This is a genomic window from Fontisphaera persica (assembly GCF_024832785.1).
Lineage (GTDB): Bacteria > Verrucomicrobiota > Verrucomicrobiia > Limisphaerales > Fontisphaeraceae > Fontisphaera > Fontisphaera persica.
In genome coordinates this window covers 758,852-772,958 of the sequence record NZ_CP116615.1, presented here as the reverse complement: position 1 = coordinate 772,958, position 14,107 = coordinate 758,852, and the positions used below count along the sequence as shown (strand labels likewise).

The following is a 14,107-nucleotide window of genomic DNA, read 5'->3' as shown; positions in this document are numbered from 1 at the left end:
GCCGCATGCCCTTCAACGTCGGGTTGGCCTGCCTCCGGGCCGCAGGTCAGGGCTGCCAATCACCTTCTCGCAAAATACATTAGACAAATCAGTGCCGGTCATGCGTCATTGCTGTGGAATGCCTCATCGGGCGGCACTGGAAAAGTACTATGACGAACACGCGCAGGCCGTGTTTGCCTATGCGTTGAACATGACCCGCAACGAGGCTGATGCGCGTGACGTTTTGCAGGAAGTTTTTCTGAAGCTCGCCCGGCAGGCCGATGACTTGCATTCCTTGCGTGACCCACGCGGTTACCTGTTACGTCTGGCGCACAATCTGATGGTGGATTATTTCCGCCGACAGGCCACCCAGCAACGCGCCACCGAGGCCCTGGGCGGAGAAGAGGAAATCCTGTTTGCTCCCACCGCCGACCCCGATGAGGCAATTTTTCGTCAACAATTGGCGCAAGCTCTAGGGGAGCTTCCCCCGGAGCAGCGGGCTGTCATCCATCTCAAACTCTGGGAAAATCTAACTTTTGAAGCCATTGGGGCGATGTTGGACATCTCGCCCCATACGGCGGCCAGCCGGTATCGCTATGGCTTAGACAAATTACAGGCCCGGCTGCGTCCTCTCTACGAAGAACTGCGCACCTGAAAGAGCCGGTCTATGCAACACGAAACTTTTGAAGAACGCCTGCGCCGTCAACCGTGGCGGCCGTTGCCCCAGGAATGGCGGGCGGAAATAATGGCCGCAGCCCAGACAGCCACCACGCCCCCATCATCCCGCCCCGCAAGAGTGCAAGGTTGGCGGCTGGTGTTGGATTACCTGCTCTGGCCCAGTCCCCGTGCCTGGGCAGGCGTGGCGGCATTGTGGCTGGTGGCCGTAGCCGGGAATATAGTCCAGCACTGGGCTTCGCCTGCTCCCAAAGCCGCCCTGCCCGTGTCGGCATCCACGACGCATGAAACGTTGCCGCAAAGGCAACAGGTGTTGGCAGAATGGCTCAATGCCCCTGAAGCCGTGCCCGCAGCCGCCATTCCCGCCCCCGCTCCGCCCCGTGGCGACCTGCGGGCGACCAATCGGATGGGATAACCTTCCCTGCTTCATGTCCGAAGAATATTTATGAGTATTGACACTTTCATGGTTGGGGGTGGCAGTCGCCGCCCGTGGTACCTGCGGTTCCTCATGGGGCTGTCTTTTGTCCTTGCGTTGATCGTTGGTCTCATCCTGCTGACAGCCACCCTTGAGGGCTGGCGAGGCACACGCAAATGGCAAAAGCTTAAATCGGAACTCGAAGCCCAGGGGGAAAATTTTAGTCTGCATGCCTTTCAAGCCCCGCCCGTGCCCGCAGAGAAAAACTTTGCGATGCATCCACTGATTGCCAGCTTGTTTCCCACCAATCGCCAGCCGGTTGAGTCGCGTAACAATCCATTGCCCAAGGCGGCGCTGGAAGACTGGGAGCATGATAAATCTGCCAGTGGTCCTGGCCGCAAACGCAATGAAACCCGCACCAGCTTGAAACTCTGGAGCGATTACTACCGGGGACATGCCCAATTCCCCCAGGCTTATTCCAATGCCTCACCGGCAGAAGTGGTGCGCACCGCCCTGGCGAAATACGATCCGGAGATCAAGGAGCTGCTGCAAGCGATGCGGGAGCGCCCCCAATGCCATTTCCCGTTGGATTACCAACAAGGCTTTACCATGCTGCTACCTCACCTGGCGAGCTACAAGGGTCTGGTGCTGGTGATTCAACTGCGGGCCATGGCGGACCTGCATCTGGGGCACGCCGACAAGGCTTTTGAGGAATTGCGTCTGGGCTGTTTCCTCAACGACTCCCTGAGTCAGGACCCGTTGCTAATCTGCATGCTGGTCCAAATCGCGTGTGACCAGATGCTGCGGGAGGCCATCCGGGAAGGCATCTGTCTCCATCGTTGGAATGACCAACAGCTCACCTGGTGGGTGGAATACCTGGCCAGACGCGATTACCTCAGCGCCTACCAGACCAGCATGCGGGCCGAACGTAATTTTGGCATCTATACCATTGAACAGCTTAGCCGGGGACAAATTAAAGAAGTGCTGGGCGAGGAGGCCGGCGCCACCGGAGAGTTTTCGCTGCGGGTGCTGCCACGCGGCTTTTTCTACCACAACCTCTATTATCTGGTGAAAATGCACCAGGATTACACTATTCCGGCGGTGGATCCTCAGGCCCGCCGGGTGGATAAAGGCATGGCCCTTAATTTCGACCGCGCCATGTCCCAAACCGGCAACTCTCCCTATCGCGTTTTCAGTCGTTTGCTGATGCCGGCCTTGAACAAGGCCATCATCCATGCCGCGCGCTGGCAAACGCAGGGAGATGCCCTCATGATTGCGTGTGCCGCCGAACGCCATCGCCTGGCCAAAGGCGCCTGGCCGCGCAGCATTGCGGAACTGGTGCCGAATTACCTGCCCTTCGAGCCTAAAGATGCGCTTAACGGCTCGCCTTTCGTTTACAAAATCATCTCGCCCGATTCCCTTCAAATTTACACCTTCGGCTGGGACGAAAAAGACGACCAAGGCCAGGCTGACCCCAAGCTTGGCAGTGGCGACTGGGGCATTCTCATCGGTCCGGAGGATCAGAACACCCTGCGCTGACGGGGCTGGCGTCGGTTGTGCGCTTATGCCTAATTTCCTGTTGCCCGCAAGGCCCCTTCCAAGCTAGGCTCGCCGCCGGTGTTCACGCGAGATTCAAGGCTGCTGTGCCTCAAGGCAGACCATGAAGGCGCCGTGCTCAACGGCGTCAGGCCTGCTGCGCGAGAATGCCCATGCTCTTACCCACCAAGAGTCTTGTCCCTTCCCTTAAGTCATGAGCAAATCCGATAATCATCCGCCGTTTCACCCGGTCAGCGCCCCGGATTTCCTGCCGCCCGCCCAATTGCGCGCCCTCCAATGGCAGCGGCTGCAGGCGATTGTCCACCGCGCTTACGAACGCCAGCCCCTCTTCCGTCAGCGCATGGACGAACGCGGGCTGAAACCCGCCGACCTGCGCAGCCTGGAGGACATCCGCAAACTGCCCTTCATGGTCAAAACAGATTTGCGCGACACCTACCCGTTCGGGCTGTTTGCCAGTCCCATGAGTGAAATCGTGCGGCTGCACGCCTCCAGCGGCACAACGGGCAAACCCATCGTCGTGGCTTACAACGCTGCGGACATTGAAGTATGGACCAATGCCATGGTGCGCAGTTTTGCCGCCTGCGGCGTGCATGAGGGCGACATCATTCAGAACGCCTACGGCTATGGCCTGTTCACGGGGGGATTGGGCGCCCATTACGGCGCGGAGCGGCTGGGGGCCACCGTCATCCCCATCAGCGGCGGCAACACCCAGCGCCAATTGATGGTGATGAAAGACTTTGGCGTGACGGTAATCTGCTGCACACCGAGTTATTTCCTCCATATTCTTGACCAGGCCGCCGAGATGGGCATTGACCTGCGCGAGCTGCCCCTGCGCGCGGGCATCTTTGGAGCGGAGCCGTGGACGGAAAACATGCGCCAGCGCATCCAGCAGGAAAGCGGCATCAAGGCCTACGATATTTACGGCCTGTCGGAAATTGTGGGACCCGGGGTGGCGATGGAATGCCAATGCCAGTGCGGCCCGCACATTTTCGAGGACTACTTTTATCCGGAAATCATAGACCCGCAGACGGGCGAGGTGTTGGGCGATGAACAGGAGGGCGAGCTGGTGCTCACCACGCTGGCCAAACAAGCCATGCCCATGATCCGGTATCGCACGCGCGACATCACCGCCCTGACCAGCGAGCCGTGCGCCTGCGGGCGCACCCTGCGCCGCATCAAGCGCATCTCCCGCCGCAGCGACGACATGTTCATCATCCGCGGGGTCAATGTTTATCCCTCGCAAATCGAGGCGGCCCTGCTCAGCGTGGAAGGCACCCTGCCCCATTACCAGATCATCCTCACCCGCGAAAAAGGCCTGGACGAAATGGAAGTGCAGGTCGAGGTCACCGCCGAGGTGTTCAGCGACACCATTGGCGCGCTGGAGAACTTGCAGGAACGCCTGGCTCATGCCATTGAAAGCACGGTGGGGCTGCGGGCCCGGGTGCGGCTGGTGACCCCGCGCACCCTCCAGCGCAGCGAAGGCAAAGCCAAACGGGTCATTGACCAACGGAAAATGTAAAACTCGCTGTCCCCATGAAAATCAAACAACTCTCCCTCTTCCTGGAAAACAAGCCCGGGGCGCTCAGCGCTCCCATGCGGGTGCTCGCCGCCGAGGGCCTGAACATCACCACGCTGTCCATTGCCGACACCCAGAACTTCGGCATCCTGCGGCTCATCCTGCGCGACTGGGAAAGGGCCCGCGAGCTGCTCGAAAAAAATGGTTTCGTGGTCAAGGTCACCGATGTGGTGGCCATTGAAGTGCCGGACAAACCGGGCGGGCTGGCGGAAGTGCTGGGGGTGCTGGAAGGCACCGGCATTAATGTGGAATACATGTACGCCTTCACGCTGAAAAAAGAGGACAAAGGCGTGCTGGTCTTTCGTTTTGACGATCCGGATCGCGCGGTAACCACATTACAGCAACACCGGATCAACGTGGTGGATCAAATCGAAATCTTCCGCCGCGCCAACGGCCAAGCCTGAGGAGCCGCGCCGAAGCGGGGCGCGCCCGCTCTCCCGGCGCATGCTTATGCCCAAGGCAACCGACATTCGCGTGGTGGGCGCTGCGGTGTACTGGCTGCCGGTGCACACGCGCGTGCCGCTCAAGTTTGGCCCGGAAACGCTGACCAGCGTCACGTGCGTGCGGGTGAAGGTGCGGGTCATGGACCGATGCGGGCGCCGCGCCGAAGGCTGGGGCGAAACTCCGCTCAGTGTCCAATGGGTCTGGCCCAGCGCCATGCCCTATGCTGGGCGCCATCATCAACTGAAAAACTTCTGCGTGCGGCTGGCCGCCGCGTGGGCCGACTTCGATGCGTGGGGGCATCCGCTGGAAATTGGCCATGATTTCCAGGCGCAAATCCTGCCCTCGCTCCTGGCCCTCCACAACGAAGGGCAAAGCGAACCCATGCCCTGGCTGGCGGCGCTCGTGGCCTGCTCTGCCTTTGACCTGGCCGTCCATGATGCCTTCGGCTGCCTGCTGCAGAAGCCGGTGTATCATCTTTACACCGCCGATTTCCTGAACCGGGACCTGGCCCATTTTCTGGAGCCGGCGGAAGACCTCGCCCCCGCGACGTTTCGCGGCCGGTATCCGGCCGATTTTTTGACACCGGCTCCGCCGCGTTCACTGCTGGCGTGGCACCTGGTGGGCGGCCTGGACAAACTGGACCCCGCGGAATTGACAGAGGACGACCCGCAGGACGGTTATCCTGTGCTGCTGGCGGATTGGATTCAGCGCGACGGGTTGCAATGTCTGAAAATCAAGCTGCGCGGCAACGATGCCGCGTGGGATTACCAGCGGCTGGTGCGGGTGGGGGAACTGGCCTGCCAGCACGGGGTGGCGCATTTGTCGGCCGACTTCAACTGCACCGTCACCGATCCCGCCTACGTCAACGAAATCCTGGATCGCCTGCGCGCCGAGCATCCCGCGCTGTTTGATTTGTTGTTGTACGTGGAGCAACCCTTTCCTTATGACTTGGAAGCGCACCGGCTGGATGTCCACAGCGTGGCCGCCCGCAAACCGCTGTTTCTGGACGAAAGCGCGCACGACTGGAAACTTGTCCGCCTGGGGCGCTCGCTGGGCTGGAATGGTGTGGCGCTGAAGACATGCAAAACGCAAACCGGCGCAATCCTGAGCGCCTGCTGGGCCAGAACGCATGGCTTGCAACTCATGGTGCAGGACCTCACCAACCCCATGCTGGCGCAAATCCCGCACGTGCAGCTCGCCGCCCACGTGGGCACCATCGCCGGAGTGGAAACCAATGCCATGCAATTTTACCCTGCCGCCTCCCTTCCCGAAGCCGCCGTGCATCCCGGCCTCTACCAGCGGCGTCTGGGCCGCGTGGACTGGTCCACGGTGCAGGGGCCGGGCTTTGGTTACCGCCTGGCGGAAATCCAGCGCACCCTGCCGCCCCCCGCCTGCGAGTGCGGCATTTGACAATGGCCCGCATTGCCTCTATTCCTTGAAAGGCCGACAAAGTGATTATGAAATTAACTTGGAAAGACCACGAAGAAATCGCCTGGGCGCTCATGGATAAATATCCTGACCAGGACCCGCTTAAACTCAGCTTTCCCAAACTTCACAAAATGGTGATTGAACTGGAGGATTTTGGCGACGACCCGAATGCCTCCAATGAAAAGGTCCTCGAGAACATCCAAATGGCCTGGTACGAAGAACGCAAATAGCCGGCCCTTATGAGTTCCAAACAAATTATTCGTCCCGCCAGTGCACCCGCTCCGGTGGGTCCCTACAGCCATGCAGTGCGCGCCGGCCAATTTCTGTTTTGCTCGGGGCAAATCCCTTTGGACCCGGCCACCGGCCAATTGGTGGCTGGGGGCATCCGGGAGCAAACCCGCCGCGTCCTGGAAAATATCCGCCTGCTCCTGGGTGACCAGGGACTCGACTTTCGGCACGTGGTGAAGAGCACCGTTTTCATGGTCAATCTCGGTGAGTTTGCCGCCATGAACGAAGTCTATGCCGAGTATTTCCCGCAGGAGCCGCCGGCACGCTCCACCGTGCAGGTGGCCGCCCTGCCCCGCGGGGCGCTGGTAGAAATCGAGGTCCTTGCGCAATATCCGGAGAGCGCCTGAAAGAGGGAGGTCTGGCCGGCCGATGCGGTCGAGAACATGCGGTTGCGGCGGTCATGGACAGGACTTTCAAAATATAAGATATACTGATAGCTCGATTTTATTAACTAAGTTAAATTAATACTTTTAATTTCACGCTTGACACCCCCATCAAGGTGTGGTTTCTTACGAGCGTCCGATGCGAAAAGCATCGGGGAAATTGGATCGCACGCAGCGACCAGATTTGCGGACTGGTTAGCGAAAATTGCTCTTTGACAGTCCGAACAGATTTCGGCAGAGGCCTGATACAACCGCTGCCGAGTATCCCCTAAAACCTGCGTGTATTGGTTCGAAATTCCCCGGGCGGCGACGGTCATCCCCTGACTGTGCCGCCCGGTTTTTTTATACCTGCATCATTTTCAGTTTTTCTCTTTCGGTCGCCTAAAAGCCACTTTGCCCATCAAAGGCAGCTATTTTCCGCCCTGACTGGACATTTTCGGCCGGCCTGCCGGCACCTGGTTTCTTATTGGGGCGGCGGAGAATCTACGGCGTGGGTGATTAATTTCTTTTGCAACATCGGGACCAAAATCTGGAGGGCATCCAAATCCGAGCCGGGAAAAGCATCCAGAACCTTTTCGAGCACTCCATGCTCCAGGACCAGTTGCAACACATCCAATTCCTCGGGAGTGCATTGACGCAAGGGATGTGGCAGGGGGAAAGCGAGCTGCAATCGGGCGGTCAAGGGAGGGAGTAATTCGTCAAAAGCGGAAATTTCATCAGCCTGCCGCGCACCCTCCAGCAGGACCGAGCCGGTAGGTTCGGTGATTTCGACGGGCGCCGTTTGCTCCGTGCCTGGCGTGAACGTGAACGTGCCGGCCGACCAGCGCAGGATGCGCATGAGTGTTTTTTCGGGCCGGGGCGCGGGTTGCTGGTTGAGACTGGCATAATAGATTTGCCCCTGCCGCAACCAGATGTCGGCCCGCTGAGCATCCTGGCGCAGGGTCACGCAGCCGGTTTTCATGCTGTTGGAGAGCAGTTGCAACAAATCCATCAAGGGCACTTCTGTCAGTGACCCGCTAATCTTGGGAGCCGCCGCTGCCTGTTGCGGCGACGGATGCGCCATGGTGACCATGGTGCGCTGGGTCTGCTCCCACCAGGACCGGGCCTGCTCCCCCACCACACAGGGCACGACCACATGAAAAGTGGCCTCGCCGATGCGCAGGTAATCGCCCGGCTTCAAGGCGGCTGGGCCGGTCAACTTTTCACCGTTAAGAAAAGTGCCGTTTTTGGAGCCCAAGTCCTCCACCAGATACTGGCCTTCCTTATGGACAATTTTGGTGTGCCGGCGCGAAACCAAATCATCTTCAATGCGCAGGTCCGCCTCGCGGCTGCGTCCGCAAATGGTTGGCCGGTCAATCGGCAGAACCACCTCCTCGCCCGTGCAGGGTCCGGAAAGCCAGAGCAACGATAACCGGCCTGTTTCGCCTGGCCGGGAAGTTCGCCGGCTGGCCTGCTCCGATTTGCCGCCGCCAACATGACGTGAGGTTTTCATGCAGCCTGCCACGGATATTAACGCAATTGCCCGCCTTTGAAAAAGCTCTTTTGTCACTTGGCACCCGCTGTGGGGCAAGGGTACTATGCGGGTGTGCGATTCATACGGTGGATTTTCCTCCTTGGATGCCTAAGCGTGGCACTGCCCGCTCAGGTGACGGTGGAGCTGCGTTCTGCGCAGGAGCAATACCTGCTGGGCGAGCCAGTGGTCATGATTGTGGAAATCAGCAATCAATCCGGCCAGCCGGTGGAGCTGGGCAAAGAACCCGACTGGTTGACGTTTGCCGTGGAAATGCGCAACGGTGCCCCTGTGGCGCAACCCGGCAAGCTCGCATTGCCCGGCCCTTTCCGCCTGGAATCGGCCCAGTTGGGGCGGGTGCGGCTGGACTTGGAGCCTGCCTTTCGCCTGGACAAACTGGGCAACTACCTGGTGGCCGCTTCGTTGAAGGTGCCCGGCTGGGCCGAGCCGGTCTCCAGCGGCACCACGAGCTTTACCATCATCCGTGGCACGGTGCTTTGGGAGCAGGAATTTGGCATGCCAGCCGATGGCCTCACTCCCGCCACCCATCGCGCGCCCGAGGTGCGCAAGTACACCCTCTTGCAAGCCAATACGGTGAAGCAGTTGCGCCTCTATGTGCGGGTCAGCGATCCGGCCACTGACAAAATCTACGCGACTTTTCCGGTGGGCGCGCTGGTTTCGTTTGGCCGTCCTGAGCGCCAGATAGACCGTTACAGCAATTTGCATATCCTGCACCAGAACGGTGCGCGCACCTTTAATTACGTGGTGGTCAATCCCTCCGGCCGGCTGGGGCTGCGTGAGACCTATGAAGTGACCACCAGCCGCCCCCATTTGCGGGCGGATGCGGATGGGAAGGTTTTCGTTAGTGGCGGCCAGCGCCGCCCTTCTGCGACGGATTTGCCCCCGCCCGAGCCGTCCTCCCCTGCGAATACCAATGCCACTGCCACCCCTAATGTTGCGTCTCCGAATAACTAATCTGTTCAAGATTGCCGTCCTGACACTGAGCCTCGGAGGCGCCACCCTTGGTCTGGGGGCAGCGAGCAGGGGTGAAACGCTGGTGTTGCAATTAAAAAACGGCGACCGGATTAGCGGAGTGGTGGTGGAAGAAAACGACCAGCGTCTCATTTTAAGCAATGCCTGGAATCCGGCCCTGACGGTGGACCTCACCGCCATTCAGAAGCGTCTGGTGGCGACGCCTCCCTCATCCGCGGCCGGGGGGACCTTGACGGAAACGCCGGCGGTCGTGGCCACCAACCAGGGCACCATTCAGCCCAAGAAGCCGTCCCCCTGGCGCGGCGACTGGCAGGTGGGGGTGGATTTGCGCCGTGGCGAGCGCGACAGCGCCCTCTACCACAGCCGGCTGAAGGTGGGCTATGTTCAGGGGCGTTTTCGCTCGCTGGCGGACTTGCATTACGCCTACGGCAAGACGGACGGCACTCTGAACGCCAACCGGGTGGAAGGCAGCCTGAAAACGGACTTTGATTTAAGCAAGCGCGTCTTTGTTTATAACTACCTGGATGCATTGTTCGATGAGGTCCGCAAAATTGACCTGCGCTACCAGGTTGGCCCCGGTCTCGGCTACCATTTGCTCATGCAGACCAATCTGGTGCTGGATTTGGAGGCGGGCGGTTCTTATGAAAATGAACGCCGCAGCGACGGCACCCGCCGGGATAATTTCTCTGTGCGTCTGGCCCAAACCATGCAATGGCAGATTGCTGAACAATTGCGCCTGGAAGAATCGGTGGACTTTTACCCGCGTTTTTCCCCACTGGATGACTTTCGAGTGCGGGCGGAAATGAGTCTGCGTTATTTTTTCCACAAACGGTTGAGTCTGAACTTCAGCGTGTTGGACGTTTACGACCGGACGCCAGCCGCCGGCGTATCGCGCAACGACCTCCAATTGCGCACGACTTTGGGTGTAACCTTTTGATGGTGCCGCTCCATCAACGGGGCAAACCTCCGACCCCGGTGGGGGTGTCGCGAAAAAGCCCGTTGAATTCCCGCCTGTTTTGCGTAACTTCATAAAAGCATGTTGAGCGACCGAGCTTATATGCAGGATTCAGAGGACTCGGGTTTCCGGGTCTGGCGGGCCAGCACCATCCTGATGGCGGTGATGGTGGCGTGTTTCGCTTTGCAACACATCAATGCCGCCTTCATCCGCAAACCGGACTACTACTTTTACCTTGCTCTCAGTCCGGACGGCATCCGGCAATGGTACTTGTGGCAGCCCGTGACCTACATGTTCTTGCATGTCGGGCTGTTTCACCTGTTGTTTAATTTGCTGGGCATTTACTTTTTCGGCCGGGTGGTGGAGTCCTATCTGGGCTGGAAGAAGTTTCTCACCATTTTCTTTGCCGGCGGCATTTTGGGGGGATTCCTGCAAGTATTATTGGGATTTTTCTGGCCGGACTGGTTTGCCGGGGGGCATTACGACCGGCTGTTGCAACCGGCGGGGGAAGTGTACGGCTCTTCGGCCGGGGTGTGCGCCCTGCTGGCCGTTTTTTGCATGTTGGAGCCGCGGGCGCGCATTCTCCTGTTTTTCCTCATCCCCGTGCAGGCCAGCCATCTGCTTTATGGGGCTTTGGCCATTGCCCTGTTCTTTACAGTGGTGCCCACGGACCCCGGCGTGGCGCATGCCGCCCACCTGGGAGGGCTGCTGACGGGCATGGGCCTGATTAAATTAGGTTTTCACCTGGAATACGGCGGCTTGTGGAATCGCCTGCCGGACCCCCGGGACTGGTTGCCGCGGCGAAAAGCAAAAACGGTCTCGCCACGGGGTCCGGTGGCATCAGAGTCATTGAGCGGGGAGGATATTGACCCGATTCTGGACAAAATTTCCGCACAAGGCATCCACAGTTTGACGGCCGAAGAACGGCGCATTTTGGAAGCTGCCCGCAAACGCATTTCACGATAAACAACTATGGCAAATTTGCAGGAATTATACGACGAGGCCATGTTCGATTTCAGCATGGGGGACTGGGATGCCTGCATTGCCAAGTTGAACACTATTCTGGCAGAAGACCCCCAGCATTTTGACGCCCAGCTTTCTCTGGGGATGGCTTATTGCCGCAAGGGGGACTTCGCCAGAGCTATCGAAGAGGGGCACAAGGCTGAAAAAATGCGCCCCAATGAACAATTGGTACACACCAATTTGAGCCTTTTTTACATGCGGGCGGGGGACAAACAAAAGGCGGAGCATCATGGACTGCAGGCGCGGATTGCCTCGTGGCGCGGCAACATGGCTCCTCCACCGGCGGCGGGGAGTGCTCCGGGAGACGATGCGGAATTGAAAATGGCCCAGGCGCCACCGCCTCCGCCTGTGAAAACGAGTGTCAAAGTGCCGGACATGCCTTGGAAGAAAAAATCATGAAAACTGCGTACGAACTGGCCATGGAGCGGCTGAACAAGACCGCTCCGCTCACCCCGCTCACCGCGGAACAGAAAGCGCGCCTGGCGGAATTAGACGCGGAGTACAAAGCCAAAATAGCCGACCGTGAAATCTTCATTCAGGGCAAGCTCGCTCAGGCCCGCGCCAAGGGGGATTGGGAGGCCATGGATGCCCTGGAGAAACAACTGGCCAGCGAGCGCAAAGCCCTGCTTGCCGAGCTGGAGGAAAAGAAAGAAAAAGTCCGCCAGCAAAGTAAGAAATAGACATTCGGCAAAGGCGAATAATGCTGGCAGGCCCTCCGCGGGCAGGTGGGTTCAGCCTCTGGCCATTTGCAACTGCCGTAATACCTCCGGCACCTGGTCAAATTCCTCGGACTTGACCAGGTAATGACTTGCGCCCAAGGCCTTGCAACACAGCCGGAATTCGGGCGTATCGTAATTGGTCAGCACGATGGACACGATGCGCAGGCGGTGGTGGTACACGTGGCGCAAGAGGTCCATGCCTGTGCCATCCGGCAAATCAATATCCACAATGACCACGTCGGGGGCCGTCTCCGCCAAAGCCTGCAACGCCTCCTGCACGGAGGAGGTGTCGGCCACCACCCGGACATGGGCATGCTCCGCCAGCAGCTTTTTCAAGCGATGGCGGATGGGGGCGCTGTCTTCCAACAGCACCACCCGCAAGGTATCCGTGGTATCCATCATGGCTCACACCGGGAGCACCGGAGCCGCCGACATATAATGGCAAATGAGCGGTAAGGACCGGCAATGGACTGCGCCCGAGGCAATCAGCATACCGTGGGTGCAGTGGGCTGGTTGGGGATGGGGAAATCCCAAGCATTCCGGCCGGGATTCGTGCTCCGCCAACCACACCGGCGCCGCAGGGGTCCGCACCACCGGCACCGGCCATCGGGGGTAACTGTCCGGTCCAATCTCGATGGACAAAGCGCGCATGATTTTTGTTTTCATACCCATATTGACGGAAAAAGCGCGCTTCGATGAAGGGGGGTAATACCCGAAAACCTTGTCGTCCCTTTACCGTCCATTTGTCGGGTAAACACCCGACAATCCAACAAGATGCGGCTGCGGCAGAATGCGCGGCTCAGATAAGCTGAGTTTTGCCGGGGATATACACGGGGTAACTGCCATCCGGCCCGGGTTTGACCGGCGCGTCCATGCCGTCTTTGCACTCCTCGGCCAGTGGCGGATAAGCGAAGTTGGAGGCGTTGATTTGCTCCCAGGTCACCTCTTTGCCGGTGTAACAGGAAATTTGGCCCATGACCGCAATCATGGTGCTCCGGCACATATAATCGCCGTTGTTAATGGGTTCCCCGGCGCGAATCGCCGCAAAGAGGCGGTCATGTTCAACCTGATAGGGGTCGCACTGGCCTTCCCAGCGCCAGTTGGTTTCTCCGCTGATGCGGCAGCTCATGATGTTGGCCCGGCCCTTGGTGCCGAAGACCAGGCTTGAGTATTCGTCGTAACAGAAGGTGGTGGTGCGGCAGAAGGCATACAAACGGATGTTGTTGGGGAATAGATACACTACAGCGTGGTGGTCAAACACGTTGCCGTATTTGCCCTCCACCATCGTCGAGCGCCCCCCCATGCCGTGGCAGCGCAGTGGAGCGGCTTCCTTCATGCACCAACTGGCCCGGTCCAGGTTGTGCACCAGGGATTGCACCACGTCATCGCCGCTCAACCAGACAAAGCGGTATTGGATGCTAATCTGCCATTCGAGTTCGGAATGTTTGGGGTTGCGGTCACCCAATCCATAAGGCGCGCGCAGGAAATTTTCCTCGATGGATACAATGTCGCCAATGGCCCCATCATGAATGCGTTTCACCGTCTCTTCATAACCGGCGTGGTAACGGCTGTGCAGGCCGGAAACCAGGCAGAGCTTCTTCTCCCTGGCCAGATTGGCGGCGGCTTGCATCATCTTGACGCCTGCCGGGTCAATCCCATGCGGCTTTTCCGTGAACACATGCTTGCCGGCCTGGATGGCCGCCAGCGTTTGCACGGGATGAAACTTGGCCGCATTGGCAATCAGCACCACATCGGAGGCTTCAATCACCTTTTTATACCCGTCAAACCCGCTGAAACAATGGTCATCATCCACCTGCACCTGTTCAGGTTTTTGCGCCTTGAGCACTTCGCGTTTGTTGTGGACACGGTCCAGAAAATAATCATGCATGGCCACCAGGCGCGCCCCTTTGTCGGCATTCAATGCCTGCAAGGCAGCTCCGCTGTTGCGTCCCCCACAACCAATCATGCCCACCTTGATAAGGTCGCTGCCGGCGGCATGGGCAAAACGGGAAAGGTCCAGGGCCGCCAGGGTGGCGGCGGCGGTGGTGGCGGCGCTGGTGCGCAGGAAGGAGCGACGGCTTAATGTGCGTGCGGTTTTCATAGTAGTGCTTACGTCACCAACCCTACTGCATCCGTCATCCAATCCAAGAAAAATCAACCGA

16 protein-coding genes are annotated in these 14,107 nt (G+C 59.1%); 13 read left to right on the top strand and 3 right to left on the bottom strand.

What is annotated here, in order from left to right:
* Nucleotides 1-118 precede the first annotated feature (118 nt).
* The 8 genes from NXS98_RS02915 to NXS98_RS02880 all read left to right on the top strand — a co-directional run bounded on the left by NXS98_RS02915 (nucleotide 119) and on the right by NXS98_RS02880 (nucleotide 6,709).
* On the top strand, nucleotides 119-634 hold the full coding sequence (locus tag NXS98_RS02915) for an RNA polymerase sigma factor (RefSeq protein WP_283846968.1): 516 nt from the start codon (nucleotides 119-121) through the stop codon (nucleotides 632-634).
* Nucleotides 635-646: 12 nt separating this feature from the next.
* Nucleotides 647-1,069, top strand: a complete 423-nt coding sequence (locus NXS98_RS02910; RefSeq protein WP_283846967.1) for a hypothetical protein — start codon at nucleotides 647-649, stop codon at nucleotides 1,067-1,069.
* Between the two features lie 30 nt (nucleotides 1,070-1,099).
* On the top strand, nucleotides 1,100-2,608 hold the full coding sequence (locus tag NXS98_RS02905) for a hypothetical protein (protein ID WP_283846966.1): 1,509 nt from the start codon (nucleotides 1,100-1,102) through the stop codon (nucleotides 2,606-2,608).
* A 211-nt stretch (nucleotides 2,609-2,819) separates the two neighbouring features.
* Complete coding sequence (locus NXS98_RS02900; protein WP_283846965.1) at nucleotides 2,820-4,145, top strand: phenylacetate--CoA ligase family protein; 1,326 nt, start codon at nucleotides 2,820-2,822, stop codon at nucleotides 4,143-4,145.
* Between the two features lie 14 nt (nucleotides 4,146-4,159).
* Complete coding sequence (locus tag NXS98_RS02895; RefSeq protein ID WP_283846964.1) at nucleotides 4,160-4,606, top strand: ACT domain-containing protein; 447 nt, start codon at nucleotides 4,160-4,162, stop codon at nucleotides 4,604-4,606.
* Nucleotides 4,607-4,652: 46 nt separating this feature from the next.
* Nucleotides 4,653-6,056 carry an enolase C-terminal domain-like protein gene (locus NXS98_RS02890; protein WP_283846963.1) on the top strand — a complete coding sequence of 468 codons (1,404 nt, stop codon included), beginning with the start codon at nucleotides 4,653-4,655 and terminating at the stop codon, nucleotides 6,054-6,056.
* A 47-nt stretch (nucleotides 6,057-6,103) separates the two neighbouring features.
* Nucleotides 6,104-6,304: a Fe-S cluster assembly protein IscX gene (gene iscX / locus NXS98_RS02885; RefSeq protein ID WP_283846962.1), complete on the top strand. Its 201-nt coding sequence runs from the start codon at nucleotides 6,104-6,106 to the stop codon at nucleotides 6,302-6,304.
* 9 nt (nucleotides 6,305-6,313) lie between these two features.
* Complete coding sequence (locus tag NXS98_RS02880) at nucleotides 6,314-6,709, top strand: RidA family protein (RefSeq protein ID WP_283846961.1); 396 nt, start codon at nucleotides 6,314-6,316, stop codon at nucleotides 6,707-6,709.
* Between the two features lie 499 nt (nucleotides 6,710-7,208).
* Here the strand turns inward: NXS98_RS02880 and NXS98_RS02875 are convergent, their stop codons facing one another.
* On the bottom strand, nucleotides 7,209-8,237 hold the full coding sequence (locus tag NXS98_RS02875) for a DUF4388 domain-containing protein (RefSeq protein ID WP_283846960.1): 1,029 nt from the start codon (nucleotides 8,235-8,237) through the stop codon (nucleotides 7,209-7,211).
* Between the two features lie 135 nt (nucleotides 8,238-8,372).
* Between NXS98_RS02875 and NXS98_RS02870 the strand changes: the two genes are divergently transcribed.
* The 5 genes from NXS98_RS02870 to NXS98_RS02850 all read left to right on the top strand — a co-directional run bounded on the left by NXS98_RS02870 (nucleotide 8,373) and on the right by NXS98_RS02850 (nucleotide 11,906).
* The gene (locus NXS98_RS02870) at nucleotides 8,373-9,230 is read left to right on the top strand and encodes a hypothetical protein (protein ID WP_283846959.1); all 858 of its coding nucleotides are present in this window, start codon (nucleotides 8,373-8,375) and stop codon (nucleotides 9,228-9,230) included.
* Nucleotides 9,208-10,185: a DUF481 domain-containing protein gene (locus tag NXS98_RS02865; protein ID WP_283846958.1), complete on the top strand. Its 978-nt coding sequence runs from the start codon at nucleotides 9,208-9,210 to the stop codon at nucleotides 10,183-10,185. The genes NXS98_RS02870 and NXS98_RS02865 overlap by 23 nt, the downstream gene beginning before the upstream one ends.
* Before the next feature lie 99 nt (nucleotides 10,186-10,284).
* A complete protein-coding gene (locus tag NXS98_RS02860) occupies nucleotides 10,285-11,169 on the top strand; it encodes a rhomboid family protein (RefSeq protein WP_283846957.1) in 885 nt (294 codons plus the stop codon).
* Between the two features lie 6 nt (nucleotides 11,170-11,175).
* On the top strand, nucleotides 11,176-11,625 hold the full coding sequence (locus NXS98_RS02855) for a tetratricopeptide repeat protein (RefSeq protein ID WP_283846956.1): 450 nt from the start codon (nucleotides 11,176-11,178) through the stop codon (nucleotides 11,623-11,625).
* Nucleotides 11,622-11,906, top strand: coding sequence for a hypothetical protein (locus NXS98_RS02850; RefSeq protein WP_283846955.1), 285 nt, complete (start codon nucleotides 11,622-11,624; stop codon nucleotides 11,904-11,906). The genes NXS98_RS02855 and NXS98_RS02850 overlap by 4 nt, the downstream gene beginning before the upstream one ends.
* A gap of 51 nt (nucleotides 11,907-11,957) precedes the next feature.
* Here NXS98_RS02850 and NXS98_RS02845 read toward each other — a convergent pair whose 3' ends face one another.
* A complete protein-coding gene (locus NXS98_RS02845) occupies nucleotides 11,958-12,347 on the bottom strand; it encodes a response regulator transcription factor (RefSeq protein WP_283846954.1) in 390 nt (129 codons plus the stop codon).
* Between the two features lie 397 nt (nucleotides 12,348-12,744).
* Nucleotides 12,745-14,046: a Gfo/Idh/MocA family protein gene (locus NXS98_RS02840; protein WP_283846953.1), complete on the bottom strand. Its 1,302-nt coding sequence runs from the start codon at nucleotides 14,044-14,046 to the stop codon at nucleotides 12,745-12,747.
* Nucleotides 14,047-14,107: the final 61 nt, after the last annotated feature.

Excerpts from the sequence above, each read along its gene's own strand:
- NXS98_RS02905 (WP_283846966.1), top strand. The coding sequence starts at position 1,100 with ATGAGTATTGACACTTTCATGGTTGGGGGTGGCAGTCGCCGCCCGTGG.
- NXS98_RS02855 (WP_283846956.1), top strand. The coding sequence starts at position 11,176 with ATGGCAAATTTGCAGGAATTATACGACGAGGCCATGTTCGATTTCAGC.
- NXS98_RS02895 (WP_283846964.1), top strand. The coding sequence starts at position 4,160 with ATGAAAATCAAACAACTCTCCCTCTTCCTGGAAAACAAGCCCGGGGCG.
- NXS98_RS02900 (WP_283846965.1), top strand. The coding sequence starts at position 2,820 with ATGAGCAAATCCGATAATCATCCGCCGTTTCACCCGGTCAGCGCCCCG.
- NXS98_RS02890 (WP_283846963.1), top strand. The coding sequence starts at position 4,653 with ATGCCCAAGGCAACCGACATTCGCGTGGTGGGCGCTGCGGTGTACTGG.
- NXS98_RS02845 (WP_283846954.1), bottom strand. The coding sequence starts at position 12,347 with ATGATGGATACCACGGATACCTTGCGGGTGGTGCTGTTGGAAGACAGC.
- NXS98_RS02875 (WP_283846960.1), bottom strand. The coding sequence starts at position 8,237 with ATGAAAACCTCACGTCATGTTGGCGGCGGCAAATCGGAGCAGGCCAGC.
- NXS98_RS02840 (WP_283846953.1), bottom strand. The coding sequence starts at position 14,046 with ATGAAAACCGCACGCACATTAAGCCGTCGCTCCTTCCTGCGCACCAGC.
- NXS98_RS02850 (WP_283846955.1), top strand. The coding sequence starts at position 11,622 with ATGAAAACTGCGTACGAACTGGCCATGGAGCGGCTGAACAAGACCGCT.
- iscX (WP_283846962.1), top strand. The coding sequence starts at position 6,104 with ATGAAATTAACTTGGAAAGACCACGAAGAAATCGCCTGGGCGCTCATG.
- NXS98_RS02910 (WP_283846967.1), top strand. The coding sequence starts at position 647 with ATGCAACACGAAACTTTTGAAGAACGCCTGCGCCGTCAACCGTGGCGG.
- NXS98_RS02880 (WP_283846961.1), top strand. The coding sequence starts at position 6,314 with ATGAGTTCCAAACAAATTATTCGTCCCGCCAGTGCACCCGCTCCGGTG.
- NXS98_RS02915 (WP_283846968.1), top strand. The coding sequence starts at position 119 with ATGCCTCATCGGGCGGCACTGGAAAAGTACTATGACGAACACGCGCAG.
- NXS98_RS02865 (WP_283846958.1), top strand. The coding sequence starts at position 9,208 with ATGTTGCGTCTCCGAATAACTAATCTGTTCAAGATTGCCGTCCTGACA.
- NXS98_RS02860 (WP_283846957.1), top strand. The coding sequence starts at position 10,285 with ATGTTGAGCGACCGAGCTTATATGCAGGATTCAGAGGACTCGGGTTTC.